At 73.4% G+C, this 23,667-nt stretch carries 22 protein-coding genes; 1 reads left to right on the top strand and 21 read right to left on the bottom strand.

The genetic code is table 11. The features are described 5' to 3' along the window. Positions 1-6 precede the first annotated feature (6 nt). On the top strand, positions 7-1,146 hold the full coding sequence (gene dprA / locus QP089_RS31780; RefSeq protein WP_353070649.1) for a DNA-processing protein DprA: 1,140 nt from the start codon (positions 7-9) through the stop codon (positions 1,144-1,146). Between the two features lie 100 nt (positions 1,147-1,246). Here the strand turns inward: dprA and QP089_RS31775 are convergent, their stop codons facing one another. The 21 genes from QP089_RS31775 to rnc all read right to left on the bottom strand — a co-directional run bounded on the left by QP089_RS31775 (position 1,247) and on the right by rnc (position 23,414). Continuing rightward, positions 1,247-1,561 (bottom strand): DUF2469 domain-containing protein, encoded by a 315-nt coding sequence (locus QP089_RS31775; protein ID WP_285916551.1) that lies wholly within the window; start codon positions 1,559-1,561, stop codon positions 1,247-1,249. Beyond that, the gene (locus QP089_RS31770) at positions 1,558-2,286 is read right to left on the bottom strand and encodes a ribonuclease HII (protein WP_285916549.1); all 729 of its coding nucleotides are present in this window, start codon (positions 2,284-2,286) and stop codon (positions 1,558-1,560) included. The genes QP089_RS31775 and QP089_RS31770 overlap by 4 nt, the downstream gene beginning before the upstream one ends. Positions 2,287-2,887: 601 nt before the next feature. Further along, positions 2,888-3,787, bottom strand: a complete 900-nt coding sequence (gene lepB / locus QP089_RS31765) for a signal peptidase I (RefSeq protein WP_285916546.1) — start codon at positions 3,785-3,787, stop codon at positions 2,888-2,890. A 172-nt stretch (positions 3,788-3,959) separates the two neighbouring features. Next, positions 3,960-4,310, bottom strand: coding sequence for a 50S ribosomal protein L19 (rplS, locus tag QP089_RS31760; protein ID WP_151591224.1), 351 nt, complete (start codon positions 4,308-4,310; stop codon positions 3,960-3,962). Positions 4,311-4,425: 115 nt separating this feature from the next. Then, positions 4,426-5,208 (bottom strand): tRNA (guanosine(37)-N1)-methyltransferase TrmD, encoded by a 783-nt coding sequence (trmD, locus tag QP089_RS31755; RefSeq protein ID WP_285916544.1) that lies wholly within the window; start codon positions 5,206-5,208, stop codon positions 4,426-4,428. Continuing rightward, positions 5,205-5,717, bottom strand: coding sequence for a ribosome maturation factor RimM (rimM, locus tag QP089_RS31750; protein ID WP_285916542.1), 513 nt, complete (start codon positions 5,715-5,717; stop codon positions 5,205-5,207). Before rimM ends, trmD begins: the two co-directional genes overlap by 4 nt. 137 nt (positions 5,718-5,854) lie before the next feature. Further along, positions 5,855-6,097, bottom strand: a complete 243-nt coding sequence (locus tag QP089_RS31745) for an RNA-binding protein (protein WP_021598307.1) — start codon at positions 6,095-6,097, stop codon at positions 5,855-5,857. Position 6,098: 1 nt separating this feature from the next. Further along, positions 6,099-6,548 (bottom strand): 30S ribosomal protein S16, encoded by a 450-nt coding sequence (gene rpsP, locus QP089_RS31740; RefSeq protein WP_285916536.1) that lies wholly within the window; start codon positions 6,546-6,548, stop codon positions 6,099-6,101. Positions 6,549-6,829: 281 nt separating this feature from the next. Beyond that, a complete protein-coding gene (ffh, locus tag QP089_RS31735; protein WP_285916535.1) occupies positions 6,830-8,443 on the bottom strand; it encodes a signal recognition particle protein in 1,614 nt (537 codons plus the stop codon). A gap of 141 nt (positions 8,444-8,584) precedes the next feature. Next, complete coding sequence (locus QP089_RS31730; protein ID WP_285916534.1) at positions 8,585-10,942, bottom strand: [protein-PII] uridylyltransferase; 2,358 nt, start codon at positions 10,940-10,942, stop codon at positions 8,585-8,587. A 7-nt stretch (positions 10,943-10,949) separates the two neighbouring features. Further along, positions 10,950-11,288, bottom strand: a complete 339-nt coding sequence (locus QP089_RS31725; RefSeq protein WP_285916533.1) for a P-II family nitrogen regulator — start codon at positions 11,286-11,288, stop codon at positions 10,950-10,952. Beyond that, a complete protein-coding gene (locus QP089_RS31720) occupies positions 11,285-12,628 on the bottom strand; it encodes an ammonium transporter (RefSeq protein ID WP_285916532.1) in 1,344 nt (447 codons plus the stop codon). Before QP089_RS31720 ends, QP089_RS31725 begins: the two co-directional genes overlap by 4 nt. Before the next feature lie 274 nt (positions 12,629-12,902). Then, positions 12,903-14,066: a signal recognition particle-docking protein FtsY gene (gene ftsY / locus QP089_RS31715; RefSeq protein WP_285916530.1), complete on the bottom strand. Its 1,164-nt coding sequence runs from the start codon at positions 14,064-14,066 to the stop codon at positions 12,903-12,905. A 125-nt stretch (positions 14,067-14,191) separates the two neighbouring features. Continuing rightward, positions 14,192-14,878: a DivIVA domain-containing protein gene (locus tag QP089_RS31710; RefSeq protein WP_285916528.1), complete on the bottom strand. Its 687-nt coding sequence runs from the start codon at positions 14,876-14,878 to the stop codon at positions 14,192-14,194. 5 nt (positions 14,879-14,883) lie between these two features. After that, positions 14,884-16,092, bottom strand: coding sequence for a globin domain-containing protein (locus tag QP089_RS31705; protein ID WP_285916526.1), 1,209 nt, complete (start codon positions 16,090-16,092; stop codon positions 14,884-14,886). Between the two features lie 7 nt (positions 16,093-16,099). After that, positions 16,100-16,471: a globin domain-containing protein gene (locus tag QP089_RS31700; RefSeq protein WP_353070648.1), complete on the bottom strand. Its 372-nt coding sequence runs from the start codon at positions 16,469-16,471 to the stop codon at positions 16,100-16,102. Positions 16,472-16,800: 329 nt separating this feature from the next. Next, the gene (gene smc, locus QP089_RS31695; RefSeq protein WP_285916522.1) at positions 16,801-20,469 is read right to left on the bottom strand and encodes a chromosome segregation protein SMC; all 3,669 of its coding nucleotides are present in this window, start codon (positions 20,467-20,469) and stop codon (positions 16,801-16,803) included. A 335-nt stretch (positions 20,470-20,804) separates the two neighbouring features. Continuing rightward, positions 20,805-21,002, bottom strand: a complete 198-nt coding sequence (locus tag QP089_RS31690) for a hypothetical protein (RefSeq protein ID WP_021598747.1) — start codon at positions 21,000-21,002, stop codon at positions 20,805-20,807. A gap of 178 nt (positions 21,003-21,180) precedes the next feature. Then, on the bottom strand, positions 21,181-21,489 hold the full coding sequence (locus QP089_RS31685) for an acylphosphatase (RefSeq protein ID WP_285916516.1): 309 nt from the start codon (positions 21,487-21,489) through the stop codon (positions 21,181-21,183). Between the two features lie 205 nt (positions 21,490-21,694). Continuing rightward, the gene (gene mutM / locus QP089_RS31680) at positions 21,695-22,588 is read right to left on the bottom strand and encodes a bifunctional DNA-formamidopyrimidine glycosylase/DNA-(apurinic or apyrimidinic site) lyase (RefSeq protein WP_285916514.1); all 894 of its coding nucleotides are present in this window, start codon (positions 22,586-22,588) and stop codon (positions 21,695-21,697) included. Continuing rightward, a complete protein-coding gene (gene rnc, locus QP089_RS31675; RefSeq protein ID WP_285916513.1) occupies positions 22,581-23,414 on the bottom strand; it encodes a ribonuclease III in 834 nt (277 codons plus the stop codon). The genes mutM and rnc overlap by 8 nt, the downstream gene beginning before the upstream one ends. Positions 23,415-23,667: the final 253 nt, after the last annotated feature.

The following is a 23,667-nucleotide window of genomic DNA, read 5'->3' as shown; positions in this document are numbered from 1 at the left end:
ATCCCCATGACCCCGGAGAGGGCCGCCCGCGCCGCGCTCACCGCCGTCGCGGAGCCCGGGGACGCGTTCCTCAACCGCGTCATCGGCCACTGCGGTCCCGAGGGGGCGCTCGACACGATCCGCTCGGGGGCCGTCCCGCCCGATCTGCCCGCCGTTCCCAAGGAGATCCAGCGGCTCGAACACTGGCGCATCCGGCTGGCCACCGCCGAACCCGACCGGGACCTGGCCGTCTGCGCGCAGTTCGGCGGGCGCCTCGTCTGCCCGGGCGAACCGGAATGGCCCACCACCCTGGACGACCTCGGCGGCGAACGCCCCTACGCGCTCTGGCTCCGCGGCCCCGAGAACCTGCGGCACGCCTGCCTGCGCTCGGTCGCTATGGTCGGCTCCCGCGCCGCCTCCCCCTACGGGCAGCGGATGGCCGCCGACTTCGCCTCCGAACTCGCCGACGACGGCTGGACGGTGGTCTCGGGCGGCGCGCTCGGCATCGACGCCGCCGCCCATCGCGGCTCCCTCGCCGCCGACGGCCGTACGGTGGCGGTCCTCGCCAACGGCGTGGACGTCCCTTATCCGGCCTCGAACGAGGGCATGTTCGCCGAGATGGCGCGCCGGTCTCTGCTGGTGAGCGAGTCGCCGCCGGGCACCCACCCGCACCGCCTGCGCTTCCTCGTCCGCAACCGGGTGATCGCCGCCCTGTCCCGCGGCTCGGTGATCGTCGAGGCGGAGGCCCGAAGCGGCGCGCTCAACACCGCCGCGTGGGCGCGCAAGCTCGGCCGGGTCGTGATGGCGATGCCCGGGCCGGTCACCTCGAGATCATCGGTGGGCTGCCACCAGCTGCTGCGGCAGGAGGGCACCGTCCTGGTCAGCCGCACCGAGGAGATCATCGAGGCCGTCGGGCGGCTGGGTGCCGACCTGGCCCCGCCGCCGCAGACGCCCGTCCTCCCCCGGGACCGCCTGGAACCGGTCACCCGCGCCGTCCTGGAGGCCTTCCCGGGCCGGGGCGCGACCGGCCCGGCCGCGCTGGCCGCCAAAGCCGGCATGGACATGGCCGCCGTCAACGCCAAGCTCGGCCTGCTGGCCGCGTCCGGCTTCATCGAACGAGCCCCCAACGGCTGGCGGCTCACCAGATCCGCCAAGTCACCGCACTGACGCACTCGGGAGGAGTTGACATGCCCGAGACCACGGAACTCCGCCACGGGAGAGCGCACCCATGATCACGGCCCGAGCGCCGCCCCCGAGCGGCCGGACATCACTGATCGGAGGGGAGCTCGAATTCGCTCTTCGCCAGTTCCTCGACGTTGACGTCCTTGAACGTGACGACACGCACGTTCTTGACGAAGCGGGCGGGACGGTACATGTCCCAGACCCAGGCGTCCTGCATCGTGACCTCGAAGAACGTCTCGCCATTGTCGGCGCCGCGCACCTGCAGGTCGACCGAGTTGGTGAGATAGAACCGCCGCTCGGTCTCGACGACGTAGGTGAACAGCCCGACGACGTCGCGGTACTCGCGATAGAGCTGCAGCTCCATCTCGGTCTCGTACTTCTCGAGATCCTCGGCGCTCACACCCGTGCCCCTTCCGTACGGCCCTCGCCGGGGACCTCCCCGTCGGTCTCCTCCCCCAAGGCCACTTCCCCATTGTTACGCAAGGCACGCCCGACATTGACGTAGGAGAAGCGATGCTCCGGACAAGGCCCGTGCTCGGCCAGCGCCGCGCCGTGCACGCGCGTCACGTACCCCTTGTGGACGTCGAAGCCGTACTCGGGGTAGCGCCGGTGAAGATCCACCATGATGCGGTCCCTGGTGACCTTCGCGACGATGGACGCGGCCGCCACGCACGCGGCGACCTGGTCGCCCTTGATGACCGCCAGTCCCGGGGCCTCCAGCCCCGGCACCGGGAACCCGTCGCTGAGCACATAGGCGGGCCGGGTGTCCAGGGCCGCCAGAGCCCGCCGCATACCGGTGACGTTGCAGCGGTGCAGCCCGATCCGGTCGATGTCATGACATGGAATGATCACCGCGCTCCACGCACGCGCCCGCCTGGTGATCTCGGCGTACAGCTCCTCGCGTCGCGCCGGGGTCAGCATCTTCGAGTCGGTGAGCCCCTCGATGCGTCCGCCCCGTCCGCCCTGAAGGATCACGGCGGCGACGACCAGCGGCCCCGCGCAGGCCCCCCGGCCCGCCTCGTCGACGCCCGCCACCGGACTGAGCCCGGCGTGCTCCAGCGCGCGCTCATAGGCGTGCATCCCCGCGTCCCGGCGCGGCGTGAAGCGAAGCGGACGACCCTTCATGCTCCGCAGCGTACGTCCCCCCAACACCCCGCCGCTCCCCGAATACCACTCTTCCGGGCATGTCCCCGATCACCCGAACAGCAGTCCCCCACGCCCAAAAGGTAAACACCGAGCACACCAACCCTGACCTCACCACAAGCGACGCGCCCAACCACCAGCAGAACCCACAACCGCCCGACCCCACCACAACCGACGCCGACAAACCCCACCCACTCACGAGCCCCCCAACCCAACCACCAGCAACGCCCCAGGCCACAGGCCGTTGGCGAGCACCCGCCGCCCTAGGCCCAGGACGATCAAACAAGCCCAGCAGCCCGCCGTCCGCCCCAAACAAGTACGCCAGAGCCCGCTGCAGCCCGTGCGGCACGATCCGCTGCCATCACGCTGAGCAGCGGCCACCACAAAACGGACGCCACCCGTAGGGCCGGCTAGCCAAAGTCGGTCTCGCCGACGAGGACGACTCGACTACGGCGGCCCGCCTGCGTGGACGGAGGAGCGGGCTCAAGCTCCACGGACCTGGGTGGCTGCGCGGACTGCTGATCAGGGTAGGTTCGCGGGCTCGGCGGTAGGCGGCCTGGGGTTTCGGTGGCGCTGGGGCGCTTTATTTGGGGTGGCGTTTGCGGCGGAGGTAGGCGAGGGGGAGGGTGCCGGCGATGGCCAGGGTCATGGGGGTGGCGGGGGCCGCGAGGGAGGCGGTCCTGGTGCCGGCCTGTTTGAAGGTGTCGGGGATCGGGAGCGAGTCGATGCGGTTCAGCGGCCAGACGATGACGAAGGCGCGGCCGATGACGCGGTCGGTGGGGATGGTGCCGCCGCCAGGGTCGCCGCGGTGGGAGCGGGAGTCGTAGGACAGGTCGCGGTGGTCGCCCATGACCCAGAGCTGGCCCGGCTTCACGTAGGCGTCGAACGGCTCGTTGGACGGCTTGTTCTGCTCGTGCGTGACCGGGTCGGTGTAGAGGTAGGACTTCTCCTCCAGGGTGCGGACCACGCCGTGGGAGTCGGTGACGGTGACGCGGCCCTGGGCGTCGCAGCAGTGGACGTGGTCGCCGGGGACGCCGATGACGCGCTTGATGTAGTCCTTCTCGTTGGGCGCCACGCCGAAGGCGGTGCCGACGGCGCGCAGCGCCTTGGAGAAGGGGTTCGTCGGCTTGGCGATGTGGGTCTCGGGGTCCCAGGAGTCGAGGCCGTTGAAGACGACGACGTCGCCGCGGCGGATGTCGCGCGTGTGGTAGACGATCTTGTTGACGAGGACCCGGTCGCCGATCTGGAGGGTGTTCTCCATGGAACCGGACGGGATGTAGAACGCCTGGACCGCGAACGCCTTGATGACGAGGGCGAGGACGACCGCGACGACGATCAGGATGGGCAGTTCCTTCCAGAACGAGCCCTGCCTCTTCTTCTTCCCCTTGCCGTCGTCGTCGGCGGAGTCGTCGTCGGCCGTCTCCCCGGCGGAGGTCACGGTCTCCTCTTCATCGGGCACCGCGCCCTCGGCTTCGGATCGCACGTCTCTCCGATCGTCCTCTTCTGCCATCAGAGACAAAGCCTAGCGGCGGCGGACCCCGCACACCGGTCGGCTGGGCGTGTCGTCACCCGTCCCGTCGGCCATACCCGACCGAAACGGGCAACGCCCCGGGGACCGCGACGGGTTCCCGGGGCGTCGGCCGACACCGTCGCGATCAGAAGTCGCGCTTCTCCTTGATGCGGGCGGCCTTGCCGCGCAGGTTGCGCAGGTAGTAGAGCTTGGCGCGGCGCACGTCGCCGCGGGTCACGATCTCGATCTTGTCGATCGAGGGGCTGTTCAGCGGGAACGTCCGCTCGACGCCGACGCTGTAGCTGACCTTGCGGACGGTGAAGGTCTCGCGGGCGCCGCCGCCCTGCCGCCGGATCACCACGCCCTGGAAGACCTGGATACGGCTCCGGTTGCCTTCGGTGACGCGCACGTGCACCTTCAGCGTGTCGCCCGGACGGAAGTCCGGGACGTCGGCGCGCATGGCGGCCTTCTCGATCTCCTGGATCAGGGTGTGCATCGCAGCGGTTCCTCTGGGTCGAACGCGGGCGTCGAGAGGCCCCATGGGACATGGGTGGGGGCGTCGCGCCGCGGAGAGTAGGTCTTCGTGCCGCGCGTACGAGCGCACGGACGCTTCAGTCTGCCATATCTTCGGCGTCAACCGGAAAACCGGCCTCCCGCAGCACCCGGCGATCATGCTCGTCGAGGGCGCCGGAGGCGAGGCGGGGCAGCAGTTCGGGACGGTGCCGGGCGGTGCGCCGCAGGGCCTCGTCGCGGCGCCAGCGGGCGATCGCGCCGTGGTGGCCGGAGAGCAGGACGTCCGGGACGGCGCGGTCGCGCCAGACCGGGGGCTTGGTGTAGACGGGGCCCTCCACCAGGGACTCCATCGCGCCGGGGGCGAAGGAGTCGTCGGCGACGGAGTCGGCGTTGCCGAGGACGCCCGGCAGCAGCCGCCCGACCGCCTCGACCATGACCAGCACCGCGACCTCGCCGCCGGCGAGGACGAAGTCGCCGAGGCTGACCTCGTCCACGGGCATCCGGGTGCGGGCCTCCTCGGCGACGCGGGAGTCGATGCCCTCGTAGCGGCCGCAGGCGAACAGCAGCCAGGGCTCGGCGGCGTACTCGGCGGCGAGCGCCTGGGTGAACGGCCGGCCGCTGGGCGTCGGGATGACCAGGCGCGGCGCCGACCCGGGTGGCGCGATGGCGTCGAGCGCCTCACCCCAGGGTTCGGGTTTCATCACCATGCCGGGACCCCCGCCGTACGGGGTGTCGTCCACCGTGCGGTGCCGGTCGTGCGTCCAGCCGCGCAGGTCGTGCACGTGCACGTCGAGCAGCCCGGCGCGGCGCGCCTTGCCCAGCAGGGAGATCTCCAGCGGGGCGAAGTACTCCGGGAAGATCGTGACGATGTCGAGTCTCATGATCCGTCGAGCAGTCCGGGGGGCGGGTCGATCACGAGCCGGCCTCCGGGGACGTCCACCTCGGGGACGAGCGCGGCGACGAACGGGACGAGCGTCTCGCCGCCGGGGCCGCGGACGACCAGCAGGTCCTGGCCGTGGTGCAGGATGTCGGCGACCTCGCCGACCTCGGCGCCGCCGGCGGTGACGACGGCGAGCCCGATCAGCTGCTGGTCGTGGTACTCGTCCGGGTCGGCGGACGGGGGGATGTCTCCGGAGTCGACGACCAGCCACGTACCGCGGAGGGTCTCCGCGGCGTCGCGGTCGTCGACTCCGGCGAAGCGCAGGAGCAAGCGGCCCGAATGCCACCGGGCGCGTTCCACGGTGAGCGGGCCGGCGGACGCGGGATCGGTCGCGATCCGCGTGCCGGCGGCGAACCGGCCACCGGGGTCATCGGTGCGGACGTCGATGGTGACCTCGCCGCGGATCCCGTGCGGGCGCCCGATGCGCCCGACGACCAGCGGGTCGTTCATCGGGCCCGCCCGCGGGGGGCGAAGCGACGAGGGCCGGCGGGCCGGGGGCCCGCCGGCGAACCGCCCCCGGCGGTGGCCGTCGCGACGGCCGCCGCCGGGGCGAGCGGGCCCCGGCATGCACGATGCCAGGGGCTCACTCAGCGGACCTCGTTGACGTCGAGCAGGTCCACGCGCACGTAACGGCCCCCGGAGAGGGCGCTGATCACGGTGCGCAGGGCCTTGGCGGTACGACCGCTGCGGCCGATGACCTTGCCGAGGTCCTCGGGGTGCACGCGCACCTCCAGGACCCGGCCGCCCCTGATCCGGCGGGCGCGGACCCGGACGTCGTCCGGGTTCTCCACGATCCCGCGGACCAGGTGCTCGAGCGCTTCTTCGAGCACGTCAGCCCTCGCTCTTGGCTTCGTCGGTCTCAGCGGCCTTCGCCTCGGACTTCTTCGGCTCGGCCTTCTTCCTGGCGCGGGTGGCGGTGGCCTCGGCGGCGTCGTCGCCCATGGACTCCTTGACGGCGGCCTCGAAGGCGGCCTTCCTGTCGGCCTTGGGCTCGGCGACCTTGAGGGTGCCCTCGGCGCCGGGCTCGCCCTTGAACTTCTGCCAGTCGCCGGTGATCTTCAGCAGGTTGAGCACGGGCTCGGTCGGCTGCGCGCCGACGCCGAGCCAGTACTGCGCGCGCTCGGAGTCGATCTGGATGAGCGACGGCTCCTGCTTGGGCTGGTAGAGCCCGATCTCCTCGATGGCCCGCCCGTCACGCTTGGTGCGGGCGTCGGCGACGACGATCCGGTACTGCGGGTTCCGGATCTTCCCCAGACGCTTGAGCTTGATCTTGACTGCCACGGGTGTGGTGTACTCCAGATTCATGACGGGGTGGGCGGCCCGTGCCAGGTGGGGAACACCGGCTCACCGCCGCCCGATGGACTCCGGCCGCGCAGGACGAGAGAGGGCGCCTCGCGGGTCCGGGTTTCCAGCCTGTCATTCTGCCAGATCGTCGCCGTGAACGCGCAATCGGCGGGCGCCGTGTTGCCCCGCCGCGCCACCGTCGCCGCGCCCCCGCCGCCGCACCGACACCGCACCGGCACCGCCGCCGCGGAACCGGGGCGGGGCGCTGGGGGGACGGTCTACTTGTTCTTGCGGTTCTGGAGCTTGCCGAGGTCGGGCATCTGGAAGCCGGGCGGGAGCTGGCCGCCGAGGCCCGGGGGCAGGCCGCCGCCGGGGCCGCCGAGGCCCGGGGGCAGGCCGCCGCCGGGGCCGCCGAGGCCGGGCGGCAGGCCCTTCGGCATGCCGTCGGCCGCGGGCTGCTGCTCCTGCGGGCGCTTGCCGCCGGCGGCGCGCTTGCGCGGGTCGCCGCTGCGCTGCTTGCCCTTCTTCTTGGCGGTCTTCGCCGCCTTGGCGGCCTTGCGGCGGCCGCCGGGCATGCCGGGCAGGCCCATGCCGCCGGCCATCTGCCGCATCATCTTCTGCGCGTCGAAGAACCGGGTGACCAGGCTGCTGACCTCGCCGACGGAGACGCCGGAGCCCCCGGCGATGCGGGCCCGCCGCGAACCGTTGATGATCTTCGGCTCGGCGCGCTCCTGGGGGGTCATCGAGCGGATGATCGCGGCGATCCGGTCGAGGTCCTTGTCGTCGATCTGGCTGATCTGGTCGCGGACCTGCCCCATGCCCGGCATCATCCCGAGCAGGTTGCCGATCGGCCCGAGCTTGCGGATCATCATCATCTGCTCGAGGAAGTCCTCGAGGGTGAAGTCCTCGCCCGAGGCGAACTTGCTGCTCATCCGCTCGGCCTGCTCGGCGTCGAACGCCTGCTCGGCCTGCTCGATCAGGGTGAGGATGTCGCCCATGTCGAGGATGCGGCCGGCCATCCGGTCGGGGTGGAAGACGCTGAAGTCCTCCAGCTTCTCGCCGGTCGAGGCGAACATGATCGGGCGGCCGGTGATGTGCCGGACCGACAGCGCGGCGCCGCCGCGGGCGTCGCCGTCGAGCTTGGTGAGCACGACGCCGTCGAAGCCGACGCCGTCCATGAACGCCTGGGCGGTGTTGACCGCGTCCTGGCCGACCATGGCGTCGACGACGAACAGCACGTCGTCGGGCTTGACGGCGTCGCGGATGTCGATGGCCTGCTGCATCATCTCGGCGTCGATGCCGAGGCGGCCGGCGGTGTCGATGACGACGACGTCGTGCTGGGCGTGCCGGGCCTGGTCGATGGAGCGGCGGGCGACGTCCACCGGGTCGCCGACGCCGCTGCCGGGCTCGGGGGCGAAGACCGGGACGCCGGCGCGCTCGCCGACGACCTGGAGCTGCTGGACGGCGTTCGGGCGCTGCAGGTCGGCCGCGACCAGCATCGGCGTGTGGCCCTCGGCCTTGAGGTGCCGGGCCAGCTTGCCGGCGAGGGTGGTCTTGCCCGCACCCTGGAGGCCGGCCAGCATGATCACGGTCGGCGGGGTCTTGGCGAACCGGATCCGCCGGGTCTCGCCGCCGAGGATGTTGATGAGCTCCTCGTTGACGATCTTGACGACCTGCTGCGCCGGGTTCAGCGCCTGCGAGACCTCCGCGCCGCGCGCCCGTTCCTTGACCTGCGCGATGAAGTCCTTGACCACGGGCAGCGCGACGTCGGCCTCAAGCAGCGCGATGCGGATCTCGCGCGCCGTCGCGTTGATGTCGGCCTCGGAAAGCCGGCCCTTGCTGCGCAGCGACGAGAAGACCGTCGTCAACCGGTCGGAGAGCGTCTCGAACACGTGTCTGGACCGTCCTTGGAAAGCTTCAGGGATCGCCTATCAGCGTATAGGGTCGCCGGCCGCTTCCCGCCCGCTCGCGCCGATCCCCTCGCCCGGGGGACGCCCGTCGAGGTGACGGCCCCGCCGGACGCCCCGGCGAGATCAGCCGAGGGCGTCCAGGATCCGGTCGCGGACCGCGGAGAGCGCGGCGGGGTCGGTGAGCGGGGCGCCGGCCTCGTCCACGACGTAGAAGACGTCCACGGCCTCGGCGCCCAGCGTGTCGACCTGGGCGGCGCGGATGTGCAGACCGCAGGCGCCGAGGGCCTGGCCGATCCGCCACAGCAGCCCGGGCCGGTCGTGCGCGCGGACCTCGACGACGGTGGCGGTGTCGGACGCGTCGTCGAGGATCATGACGCGCGGCGGCGGGACGGCGGCGCCGGGCCGGACCCGGACCGAGCGGGCGCGGCGGTCCAGCCGGTCGGCGACGTCGAGCCGGTCGGCGAGCATCCGGCGCAGGTCGGCCTCGAGGGCGGCGGGGTCGGGCGGCGCGCCGTACTCGGGGACGGCGGTGAAGTCCAGGACGGCGGTGTCCGCGCCGGTCGCCGGGGACGAGACGGTGTGCGCGGTGCGGACGGCGAGCCGGTGCAGGGCGAGGACGCCGGCGGCGCGCCAGAGCAGCCCGGCGCGGTCGGGGGAGGCGATGGTGATCCGGGAGCCGTTGACGCGGACGGCGGCGCCGTCGTGGCGGACGAGGGCGAGCCGGTCGGCGCCGAGGGCGGGCGGGGGCGGCGGGGTGCCGCCCGCCAGCGCGGCGGCGGCGCGGCGGGCGAGTTCGGCGACGAGGCGGGCCTTCCAGGGGCCCCAGGCGGCGGGGCCGGTGGCGTTGCCGTCGGCGACGGCGAGGGCGGCGAGCAGTTCGAGCGTCTCGATTTCGCGGCCGGGGACCGCGGAGACGGCGGCGGTGACGGTCTCGATGGTGACGGGGTCGTCGAGGTCGCGCCGGGTGGCGGTCTCGGGCAGCAGCAGGTGGTGGCGGACGACCGTCTCCAGCACCTGGACGTCGCCGCCGGGGAAGCCGAGCCTCGCGCCGAGGTCGCGGGCGAGGGCGGCGCCGGCGGTGGAGTGGTCGCCGGGCAGGCCCTTGCCGATGTCGTGCAGCAGCGCGCCGACGAGCAGCAGGTCGGGGCGGGCGACCTCGCGGGTGAGGGCGGCGGCGCCGGCGGCGGTCTCGACGAGGTGCCGGTCGACGGTGAAGCGGTGCACGGGGTTGCGCTGCGGGCGGTTGCGGACGCGTTCCCAGTCGGGCAGCAGCCGGACGATCAGCCCGGCCTGGTCGAGGGCCTCCCAGACGCCGATGGCGGGCGGTCCGGCGCCGAGCAGCGCGACCAGCGCGTCGCGGGCGGCGGGGGGCCAGGGCGCGGCGGGGACGGCGGCGTCGGCGGCGAGGCGGGCGACGGTCGCGGGGGCGAGCGGGAGGCCCGCCTGGGCCGCGGCGGCGGCGACGCGCAGGATGAGCGCGGGGTCCTTCAGGTCGGCGTTGCGGGCGAGGACGACCTCGTCGTCGTGCTCGACGGCGCCGTCGCCGACCGGCCGGCGTTCGAGGGGCGCGGCGCGCCGGCGGGTGGCGCGTTCGACGCGGCGCCACAGCTGGTCGGCCGCGTAGGTGATCGTCCGGGCGGCCTCGGCGATCGCGCTGAGCAGCGCGTCGGGGCCCGGCATGCCGACCGCGCGGGCGACGGCCTCCTGCTCCTGCAGGACGAGCCGGTCGGTGGCGCGCCCGGTGGCCTCGTGCAGGGCGTGCCTGATGTCGAGGAGCAGGTCGTGCGCGGCGGTGACCCGCCCGTCCGGCGCGGAGGCGATCCAGGACGCGGCGACCGCCCGCATGACGTGGACGTCGCGCAGGCCGCCGCGGGCCTCCTTGAGGTCGGGTTCGAGCAGGAACGCCAGTTCGCCCTGCTTCTCCCAGCGCTCCCGGCACATCGCGGCCAGTTCCGGCAGCCGGGCGCGGGCGTCGGCGCGCCAGTCGGCCAGCACGGCGGCGCGCAGCTCGTCGACGAGGACGTGGTCGCCGGCGATCCGGCGGGCCGACAGCAGCCCGAGCGCCGCCTTGAGGTCGCCGCGCGCGACCGTCCGGGCCTCGGCGACGGTGCGGACGGAGTGGTCGAGGCGCAGGCCGGAGTCCCAGATCGGGTACCAGAGGCGGTCGGCGATCTCGGCGATGTCGGCGCGTCCGCGGTGCAGCAGGACCAGGTCGAGGTCCCCGCCCGGGGTGAGCTCGCGGCGCCCGTGGCTGCCCACGGCCGCGAGCGCGACGCTTCCCGGTTCGGGGGGTGCCGGGCGGGCGCCCGGCGAGGGGGGCTGGGTGGCGGGGGGCGCATCCCGGCCGGCGGCCTCGGCGTCGGCGAGCAGGGCCGCCAGGCGGCGGTCCAGGTCGGCGGCACGGGCGGCCCGCGCCGCCGCCAGGGCGGCGCGGGCGGCCTCGGAAGCCCGGTCTCCGGCCGGAGGATGGACGAGGGTCACACCGCTCCTAGAGGGCTTCCGGGCCGGTCTCGCCGGTCCGGACGCGGACCACGGTGTCCACCGGGACCGCCCAGACCTTGCCGTCGCCGATCTTGTCGGTGCGGGCCGCCTTGACGATGACGTCGATGATGTCGTCGGCGTCCTCGGCGTCCACCAGCACCTCGACCCGCAGCTTGGGCACGAGGTCGACCTTGTACTCCGCGCCGCGGTAGACCTCGGTGTGGCCCTTCTGCCGGCCGTAGCCGCTGGCCTCGCTGACGGTCATCCCCTTGACCCCGAAGGACTCCAGGGCCGCCTTGACCTCGTCCAGCTTGAACGGCTTGATGACGGCGGTGATCAGCTTCACGCGTCGGCCTCCACCTTCTTGTCGGGCGACACCGGGCGGGGTGCCGCGCTGCCGGGCACCGGGGCGCGGCCGCCGCCGCCCCCGGTGGGAGCGAGATCGTACGCGGTCTCGGCGTGCGCGGTGACGTCGATCCCGGCGGCCTCGTCGTCCGCGGAGATCCGGAACCCGATGGTCTTGTCGATGATCTTCCCGATGATCCAGGCCATCGCGAAGGAGTACAAGCCGATCACGACGGGGCCGAGGGCCTGCAGGCCCAGCTGGTGCGCGCCGCCGCCGTAGAGCAGGCCCTTGTGCTGGCCCGGCAGGAACGGGTAGGCGGCCAGGAAGCCGAGCGACAGGGCGCCGATCGCGCCGCCGACCAGGTGGACGCCGACGACGTCGAGGGAGTCGTCGTAGCCGAGCTTGTACTTCAGACCGATCGCGTAGGCGCAGGCGGTGCCGGCGATGGCGCCGAGGACGATCGCCGCCCACGGGTCGACGAACCCGCACGCCGGGGTGATCGCGACGAGGCCGGCGACGGCGCCGGACGCGACGCCCAGCGTGGTGGCGTGGCCGTCGCGCAGCTTCTCCACCAGCGCCCAGGCGCCGGCGGCGACCGCGGTGGCGATCTGGGTGTTCATGAAGGCCAGGCCGGTCGTGCCGTCCACGGCCAGTTCGGACCCCGCGTTGAACCCGAACCAGCCGAACCACAGCAGGCCGACGCCGAGCAGTACGAACGGGAGGTTGTGCGGGCGCATCGGCTCCTTGGGCCAGCCGCGCCGCTTGCCGAGCACGAACGCCAGCGCCAGGCCCGCGGCTCCGGCGTTGACGTGCACGACGGTGCCGCCCGCGAAGTCCTCGATGCCGAGCTTGTTCAGCCAGCCGGTGCCCCACACCCAGTGCGCGACGGGGAAGTACACCAGCGTGGCCCAGGCGACGGTGAACGCCATCCAGGCGCCGAACTTGGCACGGTCCGCGATGGCGCCGCTGATGAGCGCGACCGTGATGATCGCGAACGTCAGCTGGAACATCGAGAAGACCATGGTCGGGATGTTGTCGCTCTGGTCCTTCAGCAGCCCTTCGGAGACCTGCGTCGCGACGCCTTTCAGCCCGACGGCGTCGAATCCCCCGATGAACTTGTTCACGAAGGAACTGCCGTTGTCGGTGAAGGCGACGGAGTGCCCGAAGAGGACCCAGAGGATGGTCACGGTGATGATGGCGCCGAACGACATCATCATCATGTTGAGGACGCTCTTGGCCCGCGTCATGCCACCGTAGAAAAAGGCCAACCCGGGTGTCATGAGCAGGACCAGCGCCGAGGCCGCCAGCATCCAGGCGGTCGCGCCTGTATCGATCTTCATCTCGGAGAGTGCCCCTCCTCGACCGGAAACGTGGATGCTCAGAGATTCTTGTGCGGCCGTTTCACCCGGACGGCTCCGGTGTTTCGGGGGTGTGAAACCGCACTACCGCATGTTTCACGGGTGTTTCGGAACCCTCACGGCCTTACCCAAGGGCCGGTGACGGTTTCCTTTTCTGCCGGTCATGGCCCGGCGCGGACGAAGCGGCGCCCGAAAAGGCCGGCGCCCCGCGACCGCAATGGGGTCGCGGGGCGCCGGGTCGGCCGGTGGCTGGTGGCTAGTCGCCGAGGATCGCGTCCACGAACGCCTCGGGCTCGAACGGGGCCAGGTCGTCGGGACCCTCGCCCAGGCCGACCAGCTTGACCGGGACGCCCAGCTCGCGCTGCACCTGCACCACGATGCCGCCCTTGGCGGTACCGTCCAGCTTGGTCAGCACGACGCCGGTGACGTTGACGACCTCGGCGAACACGCGGGCCTGCTGCATGCCGTTCTGGCCGGTCGTGGCGTCCAGGACGAGGAGGACCTCGTCGACCTCGGCCTGCTTCTCCACGACCCGCTTGACCTTGCCGAGCTCGTCCATCAGCCCGGTCTTGGTGTGCAGCCGCCCCGCGGTGTCGATGATCACCACGTCGACCTTGGTGTCGATGCCCTGCTTCACCGCGTCGAAGGCGACGCTGGCGGGGTCGGCGCCCTCGTCCTTGCGGACGACCTGCGCGCCGACGCGGGTGCCCCAGGTCTCCAGCTGGTCGGCCGCGGCGGCGCGGAAGGTGTCGGCGGCGCCGAGCAGCACGGTGTTGCCGTCGCCGACCAGGACGCGGCCGAGCTTGCCGCAGGTGGTGGTCTTGCCGGTGCCGTTGACGCCGACGACCATCAGCACCGCGGGCCGGTCGCCGTGCGCATCGGTGCGCAGGGAGCGGTCCAGGTCGGCGCCGATCTGCTTGACCAGCTCCTCCTTGAGCAGCGCGCGGACCTCCTCGGGGCTGCGGGTGCCGAGCACCTGCACCCGGGTGCGCAGGTCGTCGGTGACCTGGCGGGCGACGGCGGCGCCCATGTCGGCGGTGATGAGGGTGTCCTCGATCTCCTCCCAGGCGTCCTCGTCGAGGGTGTCGCGCGACAGCAGCCCGAGCAGGGTCTTGCCGAACGCGTTCTGGGAGCGCGCGAGCCGGGCGCGGAGCCGGACGAGCCGTCCGGCGCCGGGCGGCGGCTGCTCGATCTCGACGGTGGGCGGCGGCGCCGGCGCCTCGGTCGGCGGCGCCCGCTCGAGGGTGGGCGCCGCGGCCTCCGCCTCGTCGACGGCGGTCGCGCCGTGCTGCTCGGCGGGCGGCCGCTCGGCGGGCGGGACCGGCGGACGGCGGCGGCGGACCGGGCGGCGCAGCAGCGTGACCCCGCCGATGATCAGCGCGACCGCGCACAGTGCGACGATGACGATCACATATTCCATAGCGTCCCCAGTTTCCCAGACGGGGGCGGCTGGGCCGAACACCCGCCGATCACCCCGCCGGCCATCCCGCCGATCATGCCGTGCTCCCGCACGCGCGACGAGCACGCCCTGCCGGGCGTGCTCGATCAGCCCCGGAGCGGCGGCCCCGGGGTCTCCCCCGGTACCGATGCCCGTTCCGAGCTCTCCCACTCGTCGACGTTGCGCAGCAGGGCCTCCAGATAGGACCGCAGATGGGTGCGGTAGACCTCGCTGTAGGTGCGCAGGTAGGCGATCTCGCGCTCCAGATCGTGCCGCCGCCCGTCGTCGGGCGGGGCGCCCGGCCCGTACGGCGCCGTCGCGGCGGGCGGCGGCACCGAGCGCACCGCGGCGTCGGCGACCTCGGCGGCCTTGCGGTGCGCGTCCTCCAGCATCTGCTCGGCGCGGCCCTTGGCGTCGGACAGGATCGCCTCCCGGTGCAGCCGGGCCTCGTGGGCCAGCTCGCGGGTGTAGCGCTCGGCGTCCGCGACGTACAGGTCGGCGGTCTGCTGCGCCTGCGACAGGATCCGGACGGCCTGGAAGTGCGCGTCCTCGGGCGCCATGACGCCGCCGCCGCGCCCCGCCTGGGCGCGCAGCCGGTTCACCTCCTCGCTCAGCGCGGCCTTGTGGTTGAGGATCTGGACGAGTTCCCGCTCGACGTACTGCAGGAAGTCGCGGACCTGCTCCTCGTCGTAGCCGCGGCGGCCGAGGGCGGCGCGCGCGAACACCACCGACTGCAGCTCGCCGGGGGTCAGCCGGGAGCCGTCGGGCACGACGGGCAGGTTCAGGGAGTTCACGGCGGTCACCTCTGTGCGTCGGCGAAGGTTTCCAGGCGGATGCGGTCGCGTGCGACACCGGACGCGGTGAGCCGCTCGATGGCGGGCTCCACCATCGCCGCGGGCCCGCACACGTAGGCGTCGTGTCCGGGCCAGGGACCGCGCCTGGCCACCACGTCCGGCAGGCTGCCGTGCTCGATGCCCCCATGGGCGCCGCCCGCGTGACCGAGGCCCAGGTGGCCAGGGCCCGCGCCCGACCGCAGCTGCGAGGAGAAGCCGTGCCCGCCCGTCTCGTCCGGCACGATCTCGTCGGACACGGCGGGCACGACGGTCAGCCAGGGCAGCTCGGCGGCGAGCTTGCTCAGGTGCTCCAGGTCGTACAGGCCGTCGCGGTCGCGGGCGCCGAAGAACAGGTGCACGCGCGGCGGGCGCGGGCGGCCGGCGATCTGCTCGAGGATTGCCTTGAGCGGCGCCAGCCCGGTGCTGCCCGCGACGAGCAGCACGTCCCGGTTGGACGACTCGTCCAGCGTGAGGGTGCCGATGGGCGCCCCCATCCGGACGCGGTCGCCGGGCTGGGTCGCGCGGACGAGCACGGGGCTGACGGGCCCGCCGTCCACCAGCCGGACGTGGAAGTCGACGGTGTGGTCGGGACGGGGCGCATTCGCCATCGAGTAGTACCGCCAGTGCCGCAGCCGGGACGGCACCTCCAGCGCGACGGACTGCCCGGGCGTGTAGGGCAGCGGGCGGTCCGGCTGGATCCGCAGCACGGCGATGTCGAAGCGGCGCCGCTCCGCGGCTACGACTTGGCCGTTCCACCAGGCGGGGCTGGACAGCGCGTCCTCGTCGGCGGCCTCCAGCATGACCTTGGCGACCAGGCTGTAGGCGGCGTTCCAGTCGCTCTCGACGTCCTCGGTCCAGGCGGGGCCGGAGAAGTGCCGGAGGGTGGCGAGCAGGCTCGCCCCGACGTTCGGGTAGTGCTCGGCGACGATCCCGAACCGGCGGTGGTCGCGGCCGAGCTGGCGCAGGAACGGGACGAGGGCGGGCAGGTCGTCGACCTTGGCGACGATCTGGCCGAGGGCGCGCAGCAGCTTGTCGCGCTGCCCGGTCATCCCGATCGGGAACATGTCGCGCAGGTGCGGGTTGCGCACGAACAGGTCGGCGTAGAAGAACAACGCGACGGCGTCGCCCTGCTCGGCGACGGCGGCGAAGTTGTCCTTGAGGCGCTGGGCGTCCACGCCGCGGTCAGGCGACGGGCTCGGCGGCGGCCTCCGTCATGACCTGGGCGACCAGGCCGTAGGCGGCGGCCCAGTCCCGCTCCAGGTCCTCGTTCCAGTCGGGGCCGCTGAAGTGGGCGAGGGTCGCCAGCAGGCTCGCGCCGACGGGGGCGTAGTGCTCGGGGGCGACGCCGAAGCCGCGGTGCCGGCGGCCGAGGTCCTGCAGGAACGGGACGAGCGCGCCGGTGTCGTCGACCGACGACACGATCTGCGACAGCGCGCCCAGCAGCACCTCGTGCTGCTTGTTCATCGACGCCGGGAACATGCTCCTGAGCTGCGGTTCCCGGGCGAACAGATCCGCGTAGAAATATTCGGCGACGATAATCCCGTTCGCGCCCACCTGAGCGAAATTATCCTTGAGTTTCTGCGGGTCCACGACCATGCCTCTCCAGTGGTCCGCCGCACCCGGGCGGGGCGTCCGGGAAGGGAGTCCGGGGAACCACGGGGCACATGACTAGTGGAATGCCCCGGGCGGGCACAAGGCCGCCAGCGTCGCCGCCGCGTCACGGTCGGTGCACGTGGCGGCCCCCGTTCACCCGTCACCGGCGAGAATGCCGGCGGGGCGCGCGCCATTGGGCCGGGAAATAACTTCCACGCGTCCACATAACGAGACGGCGCCCTATACCCCGGCACATCGAAAATGGCCGGGTATTGTCAGCAAATGAAAGATCAGGCGGATTCCTGCTCGCGCAGCCGCTGGCTGATCACCTGGGTGACGCCGTCGCCGCGCATGCTGACGCCGTAGAGGGCGTCGGCGCCCTCCATGGTGCGCTTCTGGTGCGTGATGACGATGAGCTGGGACGACTCGCGCAGCTCCTCGAACACGGTGATGAGCCGCTGGGTGTTGGTGTCGTCGAGGGCGGCCTCGACCTCGTCGAGCACGTAGAACGGCGACGGGCGGGCCTTGAACACCGCGACCAGGAACGCGATCGCGACCAGCGACCGCTCGCCGCCCGACAGCAGCGACAGCCGCTTCACCTTCTTGCCCGGCGGGCGGGCCGAGACCTCGACGCCGGTGGCCAGCATGTCGTCCGGCTCGGTGAGCGACAGGCTGCCCTCACCGCCGGGGAACAGCCGCGCGAAGATCCGCTCGAACTCGCGGGCGGTGTCGTCGTAGGCGGCGGCGAACACCTGCTGCACCCGGTCGTCGACCTCCTTGACCAGGGCGAGCAGCTCCCGCTGGGTCTTCTTCAGGTCGTCCAGCTGGGAGGTGAGGAAGGCGTGCCGCTCCTCCAGCGCCGCGAACTCCTCCAGCGCCAGCGGGTTGACCTTGCCGAGCTGGTTGAGCTGCCGCTCGGCGGACTTGGCGCGCTTCTCCTGGACGGCCCGGACGTACGGGACGGGCACCGCGTCCTCGCCCTGGTCGGGGTCGGGCGGGACGGGCTGGTCGGGCCCGTACTCGTTCACCAGGGACTCGACCTCCAGGCCGAACTCCTCCAGCGCGCGCTGTTCGAGCTGCTCGAGGCGCAGCCGCTGCTCGGCGCGCGCGACCTCGTTGCCGTGCACGACGTTGACCAGGCGCTCCAGGGTGCCCGACAGCTCCCGGACCTGGGTGCGCACGACCTTCAGCTCGGCCTCGCGGGCCGCCTTGGCCTGCTCGGCCGCCTCGCGCCGCCGGACCGCGGCGGCCAGCGACAGCTCGATCCGCTCCAGCGCCGTCCGCGCGCCCCTGAGGACGGCCTTGGCGGTCCTGGCCTGGAGTTCGCGGCGGGCGCGGCGCTCGGCGGCGCGGGACCGCTCCTCGCGTTCGCGGCGGGCACCGCGCTCCAAGGCGTCGGCGCGCCCGGTGATGGCCTGCACGCGCTCCTCGGCGGTGCGGACCGCCAGGCGCGCCTCCATCTCCGACGAGCGCAGCACCCGGCAGCGCTCGGCGAGCTCGTCGCGGGCGTCGGTGTCGTCCCCGGCCTCGTCGGCGACCTCGGCGGCCTCCTGCGACTCGGCGAGCCGCAGCTCCAGCTCCTCTGCGGCCTCGGTGTCGCGCTCCAGCGACTCGTTGGCCGCGTCGAGGGCCTTGGTGAGGCGCTCGGCCTCGCCGCGCGCGGCGCGCACGTCGGCCTCCAGCCGGGCGGCGCGCTTGGCCTCCTGCGCGGCCCGCGCGTCGAATTCGCGCACCCGTGCGCGGACCCGGTCGAGCTCGGCCTGGGCCTGGTTGACCCCCGTCTGGGCCTGGTTGGCGGCGGCCTGCGCGGCGTCCAGGGCCGCCTGCGCGGACTGCTCGGCCTCCGCAGACGCGGTGAGCTCGTCGGCGGCGGTCTCGGCCGCGGTCTCCGCGGCGGCGAGATCTTCGGTGGCCTGGTCGAGAGTGGCGCGCATCTGCAGCAGGCTCTGCCCGCCGCCGGCGGCGCCGCCCTGCGCCCAGTGCGCGCCGACGAGATCGCCGTCGCGGGTGACGGCGCGCAGCGCGGGCTCGCGGCGCACGAGCGCGGCGGCGGAGGGGACGTCGTCCACGACGGCGACGCCGCGCAGCAGATGCTCCAGCGCGGGACGCACCGTGTCGGGGACGGTCACCGCGTCGACCGCGTAGTCGACGCCGGGCACGCGGTCGGCCCGGCCGGGATCTCCCCCGCCGATGAGCAGGCCGGCCCGTCCGGCGTCGCGGGCGCGCAGCAGCGTCAGCGCGGCCTCGGCCGTGTCGAGCGACCCGACGGCGATGGCCTGCGCGGCGTCGCCCAGCGCGGCGGCGATGGCGGTCTCGTACCCCGGGCGGACGGTCAGCAGCGAGGCCACCGTGCCGAGCACGCCCTCGACCGAGCCGTCGGCACCGGCCGCGAGCAGCGCCTCGCCGCCGTCGGCGGCACTGGCGAGGGTCAGGTTCAGCGCCTCGATCCGGGCCTGCAGCGCGGCGACCTTCTTCTGCGCGGCCTGGTCGGCGGACCGGGCGGCGGCCACGGCGGCGCGAGCGTCCTTGAGCGCGCGGCGCGGCTCGTCGACGGCGGCGCGGGCGGCCTCGGCGGCGTCCTTGGCGGTGGCGAGTGCCCCCTGCGCCAGCTCGTGCTCGGCGGCGAGCGCCGGGTCCTCGACGACCTCGGCCTCGAACGCCTCGAACTCGGCCTGCGCGGTCTCGGCGCGCTGCCCGGCCTCGTCGCGCGCGTCGACGAGCCGGCCGATCTCCGCGCGGCCCGCCGCGGCCTTGCTGCGCAGCGCCTCGACGCGGCCGCGCAGCCGGGCCAGCTCCTCGCGGCGGTCGGCGGCGGCGCGGGCCGCGGCCTGCAGCCGGCGTTCCTCGGCGGCGAGCGCCTCCTCGGCGCCGGTGCGCTGCTCGACCGCGTCGGCGAGCGCGTCCTGCGCCTCGTCGAGCGCGGCGCGGAGCATCTCCTCCTGCTCGCGGATCTCGGCGGCCTCGCGCTCCATGTCCTCGGGGTCGCGGCCGCGCCGCTCCTCCTCGCGGGCTTCGGAGGCGTTGCGGTGCCGCTCGGCGGCGAGGTCGGCGACGCCGCGCAGCCGCTCCTTGAGCGCCGACAGCCGGAACCAGGTGTCCTGCGCCTGCGCGAGCTCGGGCGCCTGCTCGGCCTCCTCGGCCTCCAGCACGCCCTCGCGCTGCTGCGCCTCGTTCAGCGCACGCTCGGTCTCGGTGCGGCGCTCGCGGATCGCGGCCTCGTCGGCGGCCTCCTGCTCCAGCTTGGTGCGCAGGGTCACCAGGTCGTCGGCGAGCAGCCGCAGCCGGGCGTCGCGCAGGTCGGCCTGGATGACGGCGGCGCGGCGGGCGATCTCGGCCTGCCGGCCGAGCGGCTTCAGCTGGCGGCGCAGCTCGGTGGTGAGGTCCTGGACGCGGGCGAGGTTCGCCTGCATCGCGTCCAGCTTGCGCAGCGCCTTCTCCTTGCGCTTGCGGTGCTTGAGGACGCCGGCCGCCTCCTCGATGACCGCGCGGCGGCCCTCCGGCCCGGAGTGCAGGACGCGGTCGAGCTGGCCCTGGCCGATGATGACGTGCATCTCGCGGCCGATGCCGGAGTCCGACAGCAGCTCCTGGATGTCCAGCAGCCGGCAGGAGTCGCCGTTGATCGCGTACTCGCTGGACCCGGACCGGAACATCAGCCGGCTGATCGTGACCTCGGTGTAGTCGATCGGCAGCGCCCCGTCGGAGTTGTCGATCGTCAGCACGACCTCGGCGCGGCCGAGCGGCGCCCGGCTGGCGGTGCCGGCGAAGATGACGTCCTCCATCTTGCCGCCGCGCAGCGACTTGGCGCCCTGCTCGCCCATCACCCATGCCAGCGCGTCCACGACGTTGGACTTGCCCGACCCGTTGGGTCCGACGACCGCGGTGATGCCGGGCTCGAACTTCAGGGTGGTCGAGGACGCGAAGGACTTGAAGCCGCGCAGCGTCAGGGTCTTCAGGTACACGCGCCCGTCGTCCTCCTCCTGCGCTGCCGGCTCCGGGAATCCGAACGAACGATACCGGCCGCGGGCGGTGCGGGCACGGCACCCGCACGGATGGGAGGCGGATTCGGGGCACGACCCGGGACGCCGGACACATGCCCGTAAATGCGGCGATCGCCGCGGAGCGCTCGAAGCCGGTCAGACCAAAACGCGACGAAGGTTTGACCGGAGGACGACCGCCCGGCGGCCCGCCGAACCGTCGGTCACCTGGACGGACGGGTCGGCCGGCGACGGGCAAAACAGAAGGGACGCCTGGTGATCGGCGTCCCCTGTGTCCACTTCGAGAAGAAAGGCGCCGATCAGGTCAGCGCCGGTTCACGGTCCTTCACCGCGAGCGACATCACGTCGTCGTCCGTCGCCGTCGCAAGCGCGTCGTTCTCCGCCTGGAGCCGTACGAGCTCGGCCTCCAGATCCCGCACGCGCTGCTGCAGGCGCCGCATCTCCGCGACCATCCGGGGGTCGGGACCGCCGACGTGGCCGAGTAGAGCCTTCGCCATGACTAAGGGTCCTCCACGCTGAGTAACCAGCAGGGATCGCGCACGAGAAGCATCTGAAGTCGGTGCGCGTATCAACTAGAGTCGCACCGGCCGGTGTCCTGGTCAAGACGGACATCACAGGCCGGTAACAACCTTCCTCTACTAGTTTAGCAGGTAAAAACCGGAACCCCCTACCCGGTCACCGTTCCAGGAAACCGGCGGCCTCGCCGCGCGGCTCGCTCCACCGCCTGACCACGCCGGATACCCGCCCCGGCCGTCCCGGCACGCCGCCGGGCGCATCGCCCTCCAGCAGCTCCAGCAGCCGCTCGCAGCGCTCGCGCGGGCCCTCCGCCACGACCTCCACGCGCCCGTCGCTCAGGTTCGTCGCGCTGCCCGCCAGGCCCAGCTCCAGCGCCCGCGCCCGCACCCACCAGCGGAAGCCGACCCCCTGCACGCGCCCCCGCACCCAGGCGGTCACCCGCACCGTCTCCTGCTCCAAGTCACCCATGGCGCCCCCCCACCGTGAATCCGAAGATCCAGTCTGCCAGCGCGCCTCACCCCGCACGCGAGCGCGCTACCTGACCGGTGGGGCGAAGCCGAAGGCGAGCCCCCACCGGGAAGCTCGCGAAGCGAGGCCGCGCTCGCCCAAGCCCGGTCAAGGGCCGAGCCGCTAGGCGAACCCCTTGGGCCGGGATTGCGACAACAACGCCGCCCTAGTAGCGCGCACGGCGGGGCTTGGGCTGGCAGACCGGGCAGCTGTAGGACGAACGGTTCATGAACTCGTCGCGGCGGATCGGGGTGCCGCAGCGGCGGCAGGGCTCGTCGCGGCGGCCGTAGGCCTCCAGCGACCGCTCGAAGTAACCGCTCTCCCCGTTGACGTTGACGTACAGGCTGTCGAACGAGGTGCCGCCGACGGCCAGGGCGGCGCCCATGACCTCCCTGGCGGCCTCCAGCACGCGGACGGCCTCCGCCCGCGTCATGGTCTCGGTCGGCCGGGCCCAGTGCAGCCGCGCTTGCCACAGCGCCTCGTCGGCGTAGATGTTGCCGACCCCGCTGATGAGCGACTGGTCGAGCAGCGCCCGCTTGATCCCGGTCTTGCGGCGGCGCAGCGCGCGGTAGAACGCCTCCGCGTCGAAGGCGTCCTCCAGCGGGTCGGCGGCGATGTGCACGATCGGTTCGGGGACGAGCGCACCGGCGGCGAACGCGTCCGGGACGAGGTCGGCGACCATGAGGTGGCCGAACGTCCGCTGGTCGACGAAGCGCAGGTCGTGGCCGCCGTCGTCGAAGACCACCCGGACCCGCAGGTGCTTCTCGCGCTCCCGGTCCGGCTCGCCGACCAGCAGCTGCCCGCTCATCCCGAGGTGGGCGAGCAGCGCCTCGCCCGGCTCGTCCTCCGCGGCGGCGCGCAGCGGCAGCCACATGTACTTGCCGCGGCGGCGCGGGCTCAGCACGGTGCGCCCGGCGAGCCGCCCGGCGAAGTCGGCCGGGCCCGCCTCGTGCCGGCGCACCGATCGCGGGTGCAGCACCTGCGCCGCGGCGATCGTCCGGCCGGCCGTCCAGCGGTCCAGCCCCCGCCGGACGACCTCGACCTCGGGAAGCTCAGGCACCGGCGAGCCCGGGCGAGCGCGATCCCTTGGCGCCGGCCTTGCGGGCCGCGGGCTGCTCGTCGGGCCCGGCCGCGGGCGGTTCGTCATGGGCGGCGGCCTGCGCGGCCGTCTCCCGCGCGACGACGATCTCGCGGATGGCGTTCCAGGCGGCCTCGGCGGCGTGCTGCTCCGCCTCCTTCTTGCTGCGGCCCTCGCCGTCGCCGTAGGTCGTGCCGCCGACCCGCACCGAGGCGCGGAACGTCTTCTGGTGGTCGGGGCCGCTCTCGGCGACGTGGTACTCCGGGACGCCCAGCTCCTCGACCGCGGTCAGCTCCTGCAGCGAGGTCTTCCAGTCCAGCCCGGCGCCGAGCCCGGCCGACCGGGCGATCAGCGTGTCGAACAGCCGGTGCACGAGCGCGGACGCCTCGTCCAGCCCCCGGTCGAGGTAGACGGCGCCGATCAGCGCCTCCAGGGTGTCGGCGAGGATCGAGGCCTTGTCGCGGCCGCCGGTGCCCTCCTCGCCCCGGCCGAGCCGGATGTGCGCGCCGACGCCGAGCGCGCGGGCCACGCCGGCCAGCGCGCGCATGTTCACCACGGCAGCGCGCAGCTTGGCCAGCTGCCCCTCGGGCAGGTCGGGATGCCCGCGGAACAGGGTGTCGGTGACGACCAGGCCGAGCACCGAGTCGCCGAGGAACTCCAGCCGCTCGTTGGTGGGCAGGCCGCCGTTCTCGTAGGCGTACGAACGGTGCGTCAGCGCGCGTTCCAGCAGCTCGGCGCCGACCTCGACGCCGAGGGCGCGGGACAGCTCCGCGCGGTCGGGAGCGGGATCGGACGACTTCTTGCTCACAGGCCCTCCTCGCAGGCCGGGCACCGCGCGGGGCGCGGTCGCCGCAAGGGCGCGGCGGCCGGGGAGGCCGCGACGGCGAGCAAGCACGAGGCGCCCGGGTGGCCCGGGAAGGACGCCGTCCGCGAAGACGAGGTGCGCGCCGGTCGGTCGTCCCGGCGTGCACCACGGCTCCGGGCGCAGGGTCCGCGCCGCTCACCACGCCGACGTCACGCGCCGGGGTGGTCGGGTTGCCGCGCATCCGCGAGGGGCGGGC

This window comes from Actinomadura opuntiae (assembly GCF_030283205.1).
Lineage (GTDB): Bacteria > Actinomycetota > Actinomycetes > Streptosporangiales > Streptosporangiaceae > Spirillospora.
The sequence above is the reverse complement of the archived record's forward strand: the minus strand, read 5'-3'. Positions and strand labels throughout refer to the sequence as shown.